This window comes from Pseudomonas taiwanensis (assembly GCF_013393345.1).
Lineage (GTDB): Bacteria > Pseudomonadota > Gammaproteobacteria > Pseudomonadales > Pseudomonadaceae > Metapseudomonas > Metapseudomonas resinovorans_C.
Map to the genome: position 1 here is coordinate 1 of NZ_QJRF01000077.1, position 14,258 is coordinate 14,258.

General features: G+C 65.3%; 13 protein-coding genes. 7 read left to right on the plus strand and 6 right to left on the minus strand.

Annotated elements, in window-relative coordinates; translation table 11 throughout:
- From DM872_RS28630 to paaN, 6 genes are all read right to left on the minus strand, one after another.
- Positions 1-1,367, minus strand: a 1,367-nt coding sequence (locus tag DM872_RS28630) for an aldehyde dehydrogenase family protein (RefSeq protein WP_179062568.1), incomplete at its 3' end; no start/stop codon positions are given.
- A gap of 47 nt (positions 1,368-1,414) precedes the next feature.
- Positions 1,415-1,807: a c-type cytochrome gene (locus DM872_RS28635; protein WP_179062569.1), complete on the minus strand. Its 393-nt coding sequence runs from the start codon at positions 1,805-1,807 to the stop codon at positions 1,415-1,417.
- Positions 1,808-2,368: 561 nt separating this feature from the next.
- Positions 2,369-3,289, minus strand: coding sequence for a transcriptional regulator FeaR (gene feaR, locus DM872_RS28640; protein ID WP_179062570.1), 921 nt, complete (start codon positions 3,287-3,289; stop codon positions 2,369-2,371).
- Between the two features lie 93 nt (positions 3,290-3,382).
- Entirely contained in the window at positions 3,383-4,306 is a 924-nt protein-coding gene (gene paaX, locus DM872_RS28645; protein ID WP_179062571.1) for a phenylacetic acid degradation operon negative regulatory protein PaaX, read from the minus strand.
- A gap of 91 nt (positions 4,307-4,397) precedes the next feature.
- Positions 4,398-4,997, minus strand: a complete 600-nt coding sequence (gene paaY / locus DM872_RS28650; protein ID WP_179062572.1) for a phenylacetic acid degradation protein PaaY — start codon at positions 4,995-4,997, stop codon at positions 4,398-4,400.
- Between the two features lie 25 nt (positions 4,998-5,022).
- Positions 5,023-6,708 carry a phenylacetic acid degradation protein PaaN gene (paaN, locus tag DM872_RS28655; protein ID WP_179062573.1) on the minus strand — a complete coding sequence of 562 codons (1,686 nt, stop codon included), beginning with the start codon at positions 6,706-6,708 and terminating at the stop codon, positions 5,023-5,025.
- A 408-nt stretch (positions 6,709-7,116) separates the two neighbouring features.
- On the opposite strand from paaN, the gene paaF reads away from it, so the two are divergent.
- From paaF to DM872_RS28690, 7 genes are all read left to right on the plus strand, one after another.
- Complete coding sequence (gene paaF, locus DM872_RS28660; RefSeq protein ID WP_077526243.1) at positions 7,117-7,890, plus strand: 2,3-dehydroadipyl-CoA hydratase PaaF; 774 nt, start codon at positions 7,117-7,119, stop codon at positions 7,888-7,890.
- A 44-nt stretch (positions 7,891-7,934) separates the two neighbouring features.
- Entirely contained in the window at positions 7,935-8,726 is a 792-nt protein-coding gene (gene paaG, locus DM872_RS28665; protein ID WP_179062574.1) for a 2-(1,2-epoxy-1,2-dihydrophenyl)acetyl-CoA isomerase PaaG, read from the plus strand.
- Between the two features lie 4 nt (positions 8,727-8,730).
- On the plus strand, positions 8,731-10,248 hold the full coding sequence (paaH, locus tag DM872_RS28670; protein ID WP_179062575.1) for a 3-hydroxyacyl-CoA dehydrogenase PaaH: 1,518 nt from the start codon (positions 8,731-8,733) through the stop codon (positions 10,246-10,248).
- Entirely contained in the window at positions 10,241-10,690 is a 450-nt protein-coding gene (paaI, locus tag DM872_RS28675) for a hydroxyphenylacetyl-CoA thioesterase PaaI (protein ID WP_179062576.1), read from the plus strand. The genes paaH and paaI overlap by 8 nt, the downstream gene beginning before the upstream one ends.
- Entirely contained in the window at positions 10,683-11,888 is a 1,206-nt protein-coding gene (gene pcaF / locus DM872_RS28680) for a 3-oxoadipyl-CoA thiolase (protein WP_179062577.1), read from the plus strand. Before paaI ends, pcaF begins: the two co-directional genes overlap by 8 nt.
- A 97-nt stretch (positions 11,889-11,985) precedes the next feature.
- Positions 11,986-13,296: a phenylacetate--CoA ligase PaaK gene (gene paaK, locus DM872_RS28685; protein WP_179062578.1), complete on the plus strand. Its 1,311-nt coding sequence runs from the start codon at positions 11,986-11,988 to the stop codon at positions 13,294-13,296.
- 265 nt (positions 13,297-13,561) lie between these two features.
- Positions 13,562-13,915 carry a DUF1428 domain-containing protein gene (locus DM872_RS28690; protein WP_179062579.1) on the plus strand — a complete coding sequence of 118 codons (354 nt, stop codon included), beginning with the start codon at positions 13,562-13,564 and terminating at the stop codon, positions 13,913-13,915.
- Positions 13,916-14,258: the final 343 nt, after the last annotated feature.

Here is a 14,258-nt window from a genome sequence, read left to right on the forward strand (position 1 = left end):
GCGTTGACCCACACGGTGCCGGCCTCGATGCGCGGAACCAGGTTCATCGCCTTGGACAGGTCGTTGGTCCACAGGCTGGCGGCCAGGCCGTACACGCTGTCGTTGGCCAGTTCGATCATGGCGTCCTCATCGGTGAAGGGGATCACCGACAGCACCGGGCCGAAGACTTCCTCGCGCGACACGGTCATCTCGTGGTTCACGTCGGCCAGCACAGTGGGCTGGACGAAGAAGCCGTCGCCTTCCAGACGCTCGCCACCGGCGACCACGCGGGCGCCTTCCTGGCGGGCCAGGTCGATGTGCTTGAGCACGTTCTGCTGCTGCTTGAATGACACCAGCGGGTTGATCGCCGCGTCCTGGTCCATGCCCGGACCGATGGACAGGCCCTTCACCGCAGCGGCCAGACCCTGAACGAAAGGCTCGTAGATGGACTGGTGCACGTAGAAGCGCGAGGCCGCGGCGCAGACCTGGCCGTTGTTCAGCAGGCCGCCGAGCAGCGCGCCCTGCACGGCCTTCTCCACATCGGCATCGGCCAGCAGGATCATCGGGTTCTTGCCACCCAGCTCCAGGGCGAAGCGGGTCATGTTCTCCATGCAGGCCACGCCGACGCTCTTGCCCACGGCGGTGGAACCGGTGAAGGACACCTTGCTGATCAGCGGGTGCGACGCCAGGGCGTTGCCCACGGTGCTGCCGCCGCCGGTGACGACGTTGAACACGCCGGCCGGGATGCCCGCTTCGAAGGCCAGTTCGGCCAGGCGCAGGGCGGTCAGCGGGGTTTCGCTGGCGGGCTTGATGACCACGGTGCAGCCGGTAGCCAGCGCCGGCATGGCCTTCCAGGTGGTGATCATCAGCGGGAAGTTCCACGGCACGATGCCGGCAACCACGCCCACCGGCTCACGACGAGCGAAGGCGGTGAAGCGCGAGCCCGGCGGGATCGGGATGGACACGTCCATGGTCTGACCTTCGATCTTGGTCGCCCAGCCGGCCATGTAGCGCATGAACTCGACAGTGGCGCCGACGTCCAGCATGCGCGACATGTTGATCGACTTGCCCTGGCTCAGGGTTTCCAGCTGGGCCAGTTCTTCCGCGTTCTCTTCCACCAGGGTGGCGAAACGCAGCAGGATACGCTCGCGGTCGGCCGGACGCAGGCCGGACCACACGCGGGACTTGAACGCCTGGTGGGCGGACTTCACAGCGCGATCCAGGTACTCCAGCGGCGCGTCGGGCACGTGGGAGATGGCTTCGCCGGTGGCGGGGTTCAGTACCGGGGTGGTCGCGCCTTCCGGCAGCACCCATTGACCGTCGATGAAGCAGCCGTGGCGACGCTCCAGGAATGCCGCGACCTGCGGCAGGATTTCAACCTTGCTCATGCTCGATCCTCTTCATTCGTGGGCCGGGCGCCTGCCCGGCACCATCATTATTTCTGTGCGCCCAGGAAGCAGCCGACCGCGCGACGCCCGTCGACGTCGGCCATCCCGGCATAGGGCATGTAGGTGCCGGCGACGAAGGACTGGGGCTGGGCGATGAACTGCTCCAGGCTGTCCAGCTTCCATTCCACCGCTTTGGTCTTCATCGCCTGGGAGTAGCTGAAACCGGCCAGGCTGCCGGATTTGCGGCCATACAGGCCGTGCAGGTTGGGACCCATCATGGCCGGGCCACCCTGTTTGGCCGAATGGCACACCGAGCAGTCGCTGCCGAACAGCGCCTCGCCCTTCTGCACCTGTTCCGGCGCGCAATCCGCCGCCAGCGCCGACTGGGCCATCAGCAGCGACAATACGCCGAACAGCAGCCCCTTGTTGTGTTTGTACATCGACTTGCTACCTCGATCATCACAAGCCCGCCCGCGCAACCACGACGGCACGCGCGGAAGCAGGGCCGATGTCCGGATTCTCGGCGCTGGAGGGGATCGAGGTTTTTTTGTCTGTGCCAGTCGTGTTGGCAGGGCTGCCAGACAGGCCGGGGGGCGGGCGATAAACACCCGTAGGGGCCAATTCATTCGCCAAGCAGGACGCAGTCCTGCCCCAAGGCCCCAGGGGGCAGCTGCGCTGCCCATCGCGATTGAAATCGCCCCCACAAAAAGAAGACCAAGCCGGAACGCCGAGGGGCTGGTAAACACCTGTGGGGGCGAATTCATTCGCTAAGCAGGACACAGTCCTGCCCTAAGGCCCCAGGGGGCAGCTGCGCTGCCCATCGCGATTGAAATCGCTCCCACAAAAAAGGCAGGCAAGCCGGAATGTCGGGGGGCTGGCCCAGCACCTGTGGGGGCGAATTCATTCGCTGAGCAGGACGCAGTCCTGCCTCAGGGGCAGCTGCGCTGCCCTTGGCGATTGAAATCGCCCCTACAGGGAGATCGCCCCTGAGCGGATCGCGATCAACCCTGGCTGTACTGCTTGCGGTACTCGCTGGGGGATACGCCGAAACGTGCCTTGAAGGCCGTGGAGAAGTAGCTGGAATCGGTGAAACCCCAGGCGTAGCCAAGGGCGGATAGCTTCTGCTCGCCACTGGAGTGACGCAGGCTCTCGGCGCAGAAGTCCAGGCGGCGGTTCTTGATGTATTGCGCCACCACCAGGCCCTTCTTGGCGAACATGCGATAGAGGCCACGCACCGAAACCCCCACCTCGCGGGCGATGGTTTCCGGGCAGAGTTCTTCGGCGCAGATGTTCTCGTCGATGAAGCGCAGGGTCTTGCGGAACAGTCGCTCGTGGGCATCCTGCTCGACTTCGGCGGCGCCCAGGGCCGGGCGCAGCAGGCTGATCATCGCCTCCAGGGTGGCCTCGCTCTCGGGCAGGCTGAGGCTGTCCTGGCGGGTTGATTCGATGATCAGCCGGTTGGCCATCACCGCCACTGGCGAGCTGGCCGGAATGCGCTGGGCGCAGCGCACGCCGGTGAAGCGCAGGCCCTGCTCGACGATGTGGCGCGGCACGATCAGCGAAAGCTGGCGGGAATTCTCGTGATAAACGAAATCACTGGGCAGGGTGGAGTCGATCAGGGTGATGTCACCCGGCGCCAGCTCGATGCTGTTACCGCCCTGCTCCATGCCTGCGCGGCCGGCCAGCTGGAAGGCCAGGTAGAAATGCTTGCCTTCGCTCTGCGCCACTTCCTTCGGGGTGCGGTACAGGCGCGCCTGGGCCACGTCCACGAAGCTCAGCTTGATGGCACCGGCCTTGTACTCGCGGATCGAGCCGGAAAACTCCGAGCCAAGCAGCTTGGCGCCGAAGCGTCCGCAGACCTGGTTGATACCTTGCAGCCACTCGTCGAAGCGGTCTGCCCTCACTGATTGTGCACTCATCATGGCTTTCTCAGCCTCACGCTAGGCGTTGTTCTTGTTATCCGGCGCTGCCGGGTTCACCTCGTCCGTGACTGCCGCCCGCTTGGGGCGACTGCTTTACCTCAATCCACCGAATCGCTGATAGAAGCTCTCTCCGGCATCAGGCAACGGACCATCCGCGGTTTCCAGTGCCGCGTTCAGCCATTCCTCTGCCTTGGCGAAGATGAGGCGGTAGATATTGCGGCAAAGCTGGCGCGCCGCGCGGCCTTCCCAATCGCCCGGAAGGAGCTCATCGGGCAGTTGCGGGTCACGCAGCAGCAATTTGCGGTATTCGTGGATCAGCAAGGTTCGGGCCACAAAGCAGTCGGCCGGCTGCAGGTTTTCCTGCTCGCGCAGCGCTTGCCAGAGCGGGCGGAACAGCTGGATGAACTCGCTGTAGTGCGTACCCAGCTCATCGATGTTCCAGCTCTCGCGAACCTGCATGCGCAGGGCCTTGGAGGCCAGCACGTCCTGGGAACGGGTCTCGAAGATGATGCTGTCTTCAACGGCATCCAGTTCCTGCAGGGTGGCGGTCAGGTCCACCCGGTCGCAGCGTGGGTTGGCCAGCACGGTGGGCGAAATCGCACCAAAACCTTGCCACTCCAGCTCTTCACGCACCTGTTTGCGCTTGTCCTGGGGCAACTGGGACAGCATCACCAGGGACCAGGCGCCATCCCAGGCCGGGACGCTGGAGCTGTACACCCGCTTGAAAGCCTTCTCGAACCGCCGACGGCCGGTGCCGGTCAGGCTGTAGTAGCTGCGCCGGCCAACCTTCTCGGCGCTCAGCCAGCCTTCCTTGGTCAGGCGGAAGATGGAGGTACGGATCAGCCGCTCGTTGATGCCCATGGGCTCCAGCAACTGGATCAGGCTACCCAGCCAGACTGTGCCGCCGTGCGGTTCGATGGCATCGCCGTAGAGGGTGATGATCAGCGAACTGGCACGAATGGGCGTCTGCTGCTGGAAGCGGGTGACGAGTTGATCCAAGGGCACGAGCGAAGTCATGGGCATGCTGGAAACGAAAAAGATGCCGAATATACCCGCAGGCTTATCGGCATGACCATCGGGGAACGCCCCCGGTGTGCGAAGACCGCACTCATTGCGACGAAGTACCTTTCGGACGCACCCCACGATCGGCTATGCGCGGCCGGTCTGTCTCCACCTCGGCGAGGGGCTCGCAGACTTCCAGGCTGGCCAGGCAACGCTGGGCCAGTTGCTGGTATTCGCGGGTACCGGCCTGTTTCCAGGCCACTTCTTCGTCGCTCAGGCTGCGCTTGACCTGCGCCGGAGCGCCCATCACCAGGGACTGCGCTTCGCAGCTGAAGCCGGCCTTGACGAAGGCGGTGGCGGAAACGAAGGAGCGCGCACCGATCCGCGCGCCGTCCATCACCACCGCGTTCATTCCTACCAGCGCGTCTTCACCGATGCGGCAGCCGTGCAATACGGCACCGTGGCCGATGTGGCCATTGCGCTCGACCACGGTGTCGCTCTCGGGAAAGCCGTGCATCACGCAGGTGTCCTGGATGTTGGCGCCCTCCTCCAGGATGATCCGGCCGAAGTCGCCCCGCAGGCTGGCCAGGGGACCGACGTAACAGCCCGGCCCGATGATCACGTCACCGATCAGCACGGCGCTGGGGTGCACATAGGCGGTGGGATGCACCACCGGGGTCAATCCATCGAGGCTGTAGCAGGTCATCGCAGGGCTCCTTCTTCTTATAGGCTCACGCCGCGCCGTGGCGGCGGCTCTGCACGGTGACGAAGCGACGGGCGACGAAGGCACCATCGGTGATCGAGGCGTTCGCCGCCGGGTTGCCGCCACTGGCATGGAAGTCGCTGAAGGCCGCGGACTGGTTGACGAACACACCGCCGTCGAAGTTGACCGACAGCGCCACGGCAACGTCCTGGGACAGTTGCTCGGCCTGGTCCAGAACCGCCTCGTCAGTGGAGTACACGCCCAGGGTCAGAGCGCCCTTCTCGGCGATCACCTCACCGGCCAGGCGCAGGCTGTGCGCGGTGTCGTCAGTGGCAATGACGAAGGCGATGGGGCCGAAGCGTTCTTCGGAATAGGCATCGCGGTCGGCGGCATCCACCTTCAGCAGCAGGGGCGTATGGACGCGCGCGCCGGGGAACTGCGGATGCTCGCGGGCCTCGCTGTCCAGCAACACCTCGCCCAGTTGGCGGCAAGCCTGGATGCGTTGGGCGGTGGCCTCGGACTGGATGGCGCCGATTACCGCACAGGCACGCTCGTTGTCGGTGAGGAAGCTGCGCACAGCGCTGGCCAGCGTCTGGGCGACCTCGTCGAAGCTCAGTTGCTCGTCACCGTTGCGGATACCACCGCGCGGCACGTAGATGGCCTGGGTGGTGGTGCACATCTGTCCCGAATAGAGGCTCAGGGAGAAGGCGAGATTACGCGCCACGGCCTTGATGTCGCGCACGCTGTCGATGATCACGCTGTTGATGCCGGCCTTCTCGGTGAAGACCTGGGCCTGGCGGGCGTTGTCTTCCAGCCAGTTGCCGAAAGCGCTGGAGCCGGTGAAGTCCACCAGCTTGACGCGCGGGTCCAGGGCCAGGCGCTGGCTTACGGGTGCTTCCGGGGTGTCCACCACGAGGCTGACCAGGGCCGGATCGAAGCCCAGTTCAGCCAACACGTCCTGGGCGACCTTGACGCTCATGGCCACCGGCAGGATGGAGCCCGGGTGCGCCTTGACCAGTACCGGGTTGCCGGTAGCGAGGCTGGCGAACAGGCCGGGATAGGTGTTCCAGGTGGGGAATGTCGAGCAGGCGATCACCAGCGACAGGCCGCGCGGAACGATGTGCCAGCGCTTGTCCAGGACCAGCGGGTCCTGCTTGCCCTGGGGTTTGGTCCAGCGCGCCGCTTCCGGCACCTCGGCCATGGCGCGCCAGGCATAGGCCAGCACTTCCAGGCCACGGTCCTGCGCGTGGGGACCGCCGGCCTGGAAGGCCATCATGTAGGCCTGGCCGCTGGTGTGCATCACGGCATGGGCCAGTGTCGGGCTGAGGGCGTTCAGGCGCTGGAGGATTTCCAGGCACGCACCGACCCGCGCTTTCGGGCCGGCATCTCGCCAGGCCGGTAGCGCAGCCTGCTGGCGCGAAAGCAGCGCGTCGGCGTCGTACTGGTCGTAGCTCACATTCAGATCGAAGCCATAGGGCGAACGCTCGGCACCCGCGCGACCGACAGATTGCGGCCCCTCCAGGACGAAGTGCTGACCCAGCAACGCCTCGAAGGCGGCCTGGGCCCCCTTCACTGCTTCTTCCGGGTACTGCTTGAGGCTTTCCGGGAAGGGCGACCAGTAGCCGCGCTCGCTGATGGCCTGGACGGCGCGCTCGAGGGTGCCGCGATGGTGCTCGAACAGCTCGAGGGCGGCGGCGCGGGCAGTGGTCGACATGGAAGAACTCCTCAACAGACAAGATGAAACCACAAGGTGGCGCAAAGCGATTCGCTTGATGGTGAATTTTGTATCACATCATTCTGCAACATTAAAGCTTCAGTGCCTGTATCAGATGACGACCGGTCATCGGCACGTCTTTCGCACCCTAAAACGGCGATAAACCCCAGAAAATACGGCGCTCACATGCACTGAACAGCGCCTGGCAATCTGTCCTTTGGTAGTAAAGACAGGCAGCATGAGACACATAAATCATATCCATCATTCTTGTTTTGTATCGCTTTGTGGTTATACTCCGGCCAAAGTCGCCCCGCCCTCAGCGCGGCAGACACAGGAACGGACTCCACCCCGAACCCACTTATAAGAGCGGCTCGCAAAGGCCGCGCGTGCACCTGAGGAAGAGTCGACATGCCTCGTACCCTTGCTGTCCTGCCGCCCGAGCAGGGTGTCCGTCTGATCACCCTGCAGCGCCCGGAAGCGCTCAACGCGCTCAATACCGAGCTGCTGGGTGAGCTGGCCGCCGAACTGGACGCCGCCGAGCAGGACGCCGAGACCCGCGTCGTGGTCATCACCGGCAGCCGCAAGGCTTTCGCCGCCGGCGCCGATATCAAGGAAATGGCCGAGCGCGACCTGGTAGGCATCCTCAATGACCCGCGCCTGGCCCACTGGCAGCGCATCACCCGTTTCAGCAAGCCGCTGATCGCCGCCATCAATGGCTTCTGCCTGGGCGGCGGCTGCGAGCTGGCCATGCACGCCGACATCCTCATCGCCGGCGAAGACGCCCGCTTCGGCCAGCCGGAGATCAACCTCGGGATCATGCCCGGTGCCGGCGGTACCCAGCGCCTGCTGCGCGCGGTCGGCAAATCCCTGGCCATGCAGATGGTGCTCACCGGCGAAGCCATCGACGCTCGCCACGCCCAGCGCGCCGGCCTGGTCAGCGAAGTGACCCAACCCGAGTTCACCGTCGAGCGCGCTATCGCCATCGGCCGTGTCATCGCCCAGAAGGCACCGCTGGCGGTGCGTCTCGCCAAGGAAGCACTGCTCAAGGCCGAAGACACCGATCTGGCCAGCGGCCTGCGCTTCGAGCGCCACGCTTTCACCCTGCTGGCCGGCACCCGCGACCGCGAGGAAGGCATCCGCGCCTTCCAGGAAAAGCGCCGCCCCGAATTCACCGGCCAGTAAGCACTGACCGCCCACTCCTTCGAACTCCATAGAGCGCCAGAGCCATGAACTTCGAGCACATCCTGTTTTCCATCGAGGCTGGCGTTGCCACCCTCAGCCTCAACCGCCCGGAGCAGCTGAACAGCTTCAACGCCAAGATGCATGGCGAAGTCCGCGAAGCCCTCAAGCAGGTGCGCCAGAACCCCGAGGTCCGCGTCCTTCTGCTCACCGGTGAAGGCCGTGGCTTCTGCGCTGGCCAGGACCTGGGCGACCGCAACGTGGCCCCCGGTGCTGCCGCGCCGGACCTGGGCGAGTCCATCGAGAAGTTCTACAACCCGCTGATCCGCGCCCTGCGCGACTTGCCGCTGCCGGTGATCTGCGCGGTCAATGGCGTGGCCGCCGGCGCCGGCGCCAACATTCCGCTGGCCTGCGACCTGGTCCTGGCCGGCCGTTCCGCCAGCTTCATCCAGGCCTTCTGCAAGATCGGCCTGATCCCGGATTCCGGCGGCACCTGGACCCTCCCCCGCCTGGTCGGCATGGCCCGCGCCAAGGCCCTGACCCTGCTGGGTGACCGTCTGACCGCCGAGCAGGCCGAGCAGTGGGGCCTGATCTACCGTGTGGTGGACGACGCCAGCCTCCGCGAAGAAGCACTGAAGCTCGCCCGCCACCTGGCCACCCAGCCCACCTACGGCCTGGCCCTGATCAAGCGCAGCCTCAATGCCAGCCTGAACAACAGCTTCGACGAGCAACTGGACGTCGAACGCGACCTGCAACGCCTTGCCGGCCGCAGCGAGGACTACCGTGAAGGCGTCAGCGCCTTCATGGAAAAGCGCACCCCGGCCTTCAAAGGACGCTGAGCTCATGCCTGCCCTTCACACTTCCGCCCCTGTCGCCGTGATCGGCGCCGGCGCCATGGGTGCCGGTATCGCCCAGGTCGCCGCCCATGCTGGCCACCCGGTCAAGCTCTATGACAACCGCCCCGGTGCGTCCGCCCAGGCCATCGACGGCATCGACCGTCAACTCGGCCGTCTGGTGGAGAAGAACAAACTCTCCGCCGAGGCCCGCGCCGCTATCGTCGCCCGCCTGCAACCGGTTGAGGCCATCGAGGCCCTGACCGATTCCAGCCTGGTGATCGAAGCCATCGTCGAGAACCTGGAGGTCAAGCGCGGCCTGCTGCGCCAGCTGGAAGAGCTGTGCAGCGCGGATTGCATCCTCGCCAGCAACACTTCGTCCCTGTCCATCACCAGCCTGGCTGCCGGCCTCAAGCATCCTGGCCGGGTGGTCGGCATGCACTTCTTCAACCCGGCGCCGCTGATGGCCCTGGTGGAAATCGTTTCCGGCCTCGCCAGCGACCGCGACCTGGCCGAAGGCCTGTACGAAACCGCCAAGGCCTGGGGCAAGCAGCCGGTACACACCAAGTCCACTCCGGGCTTCATCGTCAACCGCGTTGCGCGCCCCTTCTATGCCGAAAGCCTGCGCCTGCTGCAGGAAGGCGCCGCCGATTGCGCCACCCTCGACGCGCTGATGCGTGACGCGGGCGGCTTCCGCATGGGCGCCTTCGAACTGACCGACCTGATCGGCCATGACGTCAACTACGCCGTCACCTGCTCGGTGTTCGATGCCTACTACGGCGACTTCCGCTTCCAGCCCTCGCTGATCCAGAAGGAGCTGGTGGACGCCGGCCGCCTGGGCCGCAAGAGCGGTCACGGTTTCTACAGCTACGCCGAAGGCGCCGAGCGCCCGCAAGCAGCCGAACTGACCAGCGACGCCAGCGTGGAATCCTGCGTGGTTGAAGGCAGCCTCGGTGTTGCCGAACCGCTGCTGCAACGCCTGGCAGACGCCGGCGTGAAGGTGGTCCGTCGTGACGGCGCCGGCGTGCTGCGAGTCGGCGACGCCGTGATCGCCCTGTCCGACGGCCGCCTGGCCAGCCAACGTTCCCGCGAGGACGGCATCACCAACCTGGTGCTGATCGACCTTGCCCTCGACTACGCCAAGGCCAGCCGCCTCGGTATCGCTTGCGCCGCCGGCACCTCGGAACAGGCTCGTGACCTGGTGGTGGCGCTGCTGCAACGCGCTGACCTCAAGGTCAGCCAGCTCAGCGACATCCCCGGCCTCGCCGTGCTGCGCACCGTGTCCATGCTCGCCAACGAAGGCGCCGATGCCGTGCTGCAAGGCGTGGGCTCGGCCGGCGACATCGACCTGGCCATGCGTGCCGGTGTGAACTATCCGCAAGGCCCACTGGCCTGGGCCGACGCCATTGGCCTGCCGGTGGTACTGCGCACCCTGGAAAACCTCCAGGCGGCTTATGGCGAAGAGCGCTACCGCCCTTCCCTGCTGCTGCGCCGCCAGGTTGCCGAAGGGAGGAATTTCCGTGACTAACCACGAAGCCCTTTCCCTCGCCGAAGCCTGCGCCAGCGAGCTGTTCGAGCGCGACAACGCCAGCCAGGCCATGGGCATGCGCCTGCTCTCCGTGGCACCCGGTCAGGCCCGCGTTGGCATGAGCGTGCGCGACGACATGGTGCAGGGCCACGGCACCTGCCACGGCGGCTACCTGTTCGTCCTGGCCGACTCGGCCTTCGCCTTCGCCTGCAACACCTACAACGAGGCCACCGTCGCCATTGGCTGCAGCATCGACTACGTGGCCCCGGCGCGCCTGGGCGACACCCTCACCGCCCAGGCCATCGAGCAAAGCCGCAGCGGCCGCACCGGCAACTACGACGTGCGCATCGAAAACCAGAACGGGCAATTGATCGCCCTCTTCCACGGCAAGTCCTACAAAGTGCGCGGCTCGGTACTCGCGCAGGAGACCCCTGATGAATGACGCCCTGATTATCGACGCGGTGCGTACGCCTATCGGCCGCTACGCCGGTGCCCTGTCCGCGGTGCGCGCCGACGACCTCGGCGCCGTGCCCATGCGCGCCCTGATGCAGCGCAACCCTGAACTGGACTGGAGCGCCATCGACGACGTGATCTATGGCTGCGCCAACCAGGCCGGCGAAGACAACCGCAACGTCGCTCGCATGTCCGCCCTGCTCGCCGGCCTGCCGATGACCGTGCCCGGCACCACGCTGAACCGCCTCTGCGGCTCCGGCCTGGACGCCATCGGCAACGCCGCCCGTGCCCTGCGCTGCGGCGAAGCCGGCCTGATGATCGCCGGTGGCGTGGAATCCATGTCCCGCGCACCCTTCGTGATGGGCAAGGCTGACAGCGCCTTCTCCCGCCAGGCGGAAATCTTCGACACCACCATCGGCTGGCGCTTCGTCAACCCGCTGATGAAGGGCGAGTTCGGCATCGACTCCATGCCGGAAACCGCTGAGAACGTCGCCGAGCAATTCAACATCTCCCGCGAAGACCAGGACGCCTTCGCCCTGCGCAGCCAGCAGCGCGCCGCCGCCGCCCAGGCCAATGGCCGACTGGCGAAGGAAATCGTCCCGGTGGAGATTCCCCAGCGCAAAGGCCCGGCGAAGATCGTCGAGCAGGATGAGCACCCGCGCGGCGACACCACCCTGGAACAGCTGGCCAAGCTGGGCACGCCGTTCCGCCAGGGCGGCAGCGTCACCGCCGGCAACGCCTCAGGCGTGAACGACGGCGCCTGCGCCCTGCTGCTGGCCAGCAGCGCCGCGGCCAAGGCCCACGGCCTCAAGGCCCGCGCCCGCGTGGTGGGCATGGCGACCGCCGGCGTCGAGCCGCGAATCATGGGCATCGGCCCGGTACCGGCGACCCGCAAGGTGCTGGAACTGACCGGCCTGTCGCTGGCCGATATGGACGTCATCGAACTCAACGAAGCCTTCGCCGCCCAGGGCCTCGCCGTCCTCCGCGAACTGGGCCTGTCCGACAACGATCCGCGCGTGAACCCCAACGGCGGCGCCATCGCCCTCGGCCACCCGCTGGGCATGAGCGGTGCGCGCCTGGTGACCACCGCGCTGCACGAACTGGAAGAACGTCAAGGCCGCTACGCCCTCTGCACCATGTGCATCGGCGTGGGTCAGGGCATCGCCCTGATCATTGAAAGGCTCTGAAACGCAAGAACCAATCTCTGAAAAACGGGTGAGGAGTATCCTCTCCGTCAGCACTCAGAAGCCTACGGCTTCCGTACAAAAACAATTCGAGTGAACTATGAACATGATTGCCAACACCGCCTTGCTTGACCCGATGGAGACCGCCAGCGTCGACCAACTGCGCCAGCACCAACTGGAGCGCCTGCGCTGGAGCCTCAAGCACGCGTACGAGAACGTCCCGCTGTACCGCCAGCGCTTCGATGAAAAAGGCGTGCACCCGGACGATCTGAAATCCCTGGAAGACCTGGCGAAATTCCCCTTCACCGGCAAGAACGACCTGCGCGATAACTACCCCTACGGCATGTTCGCCGTGCCGCAGAGCGAGATCGTGCGTATCCACGCCTCCAGCGGCACCACCGGCAAACCCACCGTGGTCGGCTACACCCAGAACGACATCGACACCTGGGCCAACGTGGTCGCGCGCTCGATCCGCGCCGCCGGTGGCCGCAAGGGTGACAAGGTGCACATCTCCTACGGCTACGGCCTGTTCACCGGCGGCCTGGGCGCCCACTACGGCGCCGAGCGCCTGGGCTGCACCGTGATCCCGATGTCCGGCGGCCAGACCGAGAAGCAAGTCCAGCTGATCCGCGACTTCCAGCCGGACATCATCATGGTTACCCCGTCCTACATGCTGAACCTGGCGGACGAGATCGAGCGCCAGGGCATCGACCCGCACAAGCTTGCCCTGCGCCTCGGCATCTTCGGCGCCGAGCCCTGGACCGCCGAGCTGCGCCGCGCCATCGAAGAGCGCATGGGCATCACCGCCCTCGACATCTACGGCCTGTCGGAAATCATGGGCCCGGGCGTGGCCATGGAATGCGCGGAAACCAAAGACGGCCCGACCATCTGGGAAGACCACTTCTACCCCGAGATCATCGACCCGGTGACCGGTGAAGTGCTGCCGGATGGCCAGATGGGTGAGCTGGTGTTCACCTCGCTGTCGAAAGAAGCGCTGCCGATGATCCGCTACCGCACCCGCGACCTGACCCGCCTGCTGCCGGGCACCGCGCGCCCGATGCGGCGCATGGACAAGATCACCGGCCGCAGCGACGACATGCTGATCATCCGTGGCGTGAACGTGTTCCCGACGCAGATCGAGGAGCAGGTGCTGAAGGTCAAGCAGCTGTCCGAGAACTACGAGATCCACCTGTTCCGCAGCGGCAACCTGGACAGCATCGAAGTCCACGTCGAACTCAAGCACGAGCACGACGGCCTGGGCGAAAGCCAGCAGCAGGCGCTGTGCAACGAGCTGGGCAAGTACATCAAGACCTACATCGGCATCAGCTCGCGCATCGTCCTGCGCCCCAGCTACTCGCTGAAGCGCTCCGAAGGCAAGGCCTGCCACGTGTACGACAATCGCGGCAAGTAAGCCTCGCGAAATCAAAAAGCCCCGCTTCGGCGGGGCTTTTTCTTGGCCGCAGTAATCACGGCACCACCGCACCCACCCTGATCGGACTGCGCCATTTTGCCTCTCGGCGCATTGACCGCTGGTCGGCGCAAGCACCATCCACGTGGCGAGTCTGTCGAACCGACGCTATCCAGATCGACTCATTAGGGAGTCGGGCGCGTGATCCCTGCGCGCTCGGGATACGACAGGCAATGCCCTATCACACCATCCAGAAAGGAGAATGGATATGAGCTACGTAGATGGATTCCTGGTACCCGTACCTACCGCCAGCCGTGAGGCCTACCGCAAGCTGGCCGAGATGGCCGCCGGCGTCTTCAAGGAGTACGGCGCGCTGAGCGTCGTGGAATGCTGGGGCGATGACGTACCTGAAGGCAAGGTGACGTCCTTCCCCATGGCCGTGAAGTTGAAGGAAGGCGAAACCGTGGTCTTCTCATGGATCACCTGGCCGTCCAAGCAAGCCAGGGATGAAGGCATGAAGAAAGCAATGGAAGACCCGCGCATGAAACCCGACCCGAGCACCATGCCTTTCGATGGCCAGCGGATGGTCTTTGGTGGGTTTGAGGTGTTGGTGGACGGTTGATTGTTTGCTGGACCGGGGCAACTGAGCTGCCCTCTCGCGAATGAATTCGCCCCCACAAAAAGGCCGGCACCGTGTTCAATCTGTGGGAGCGATTTCAATCGCGATGCAGGTCGAAGACCTACCTGATGGCTGCGGGGACAGCTTTGCTGTCCTTTCGCGAATGAATTCGCCCCCACAAGGAAAAACCGAGCCCCGGCACGGACCCTGTGGGGGCGATTTCAATCGCTAAGCGGACCGAAGGTTCGCCATCCGTGCCTCAGGGGGCAGCTGCGCCGCCCTTGGCGAATGAATTCGCCCCCACAAAAGGGCCGGCACCGTGTTCAATCTGTGGGAGCGATTTCAA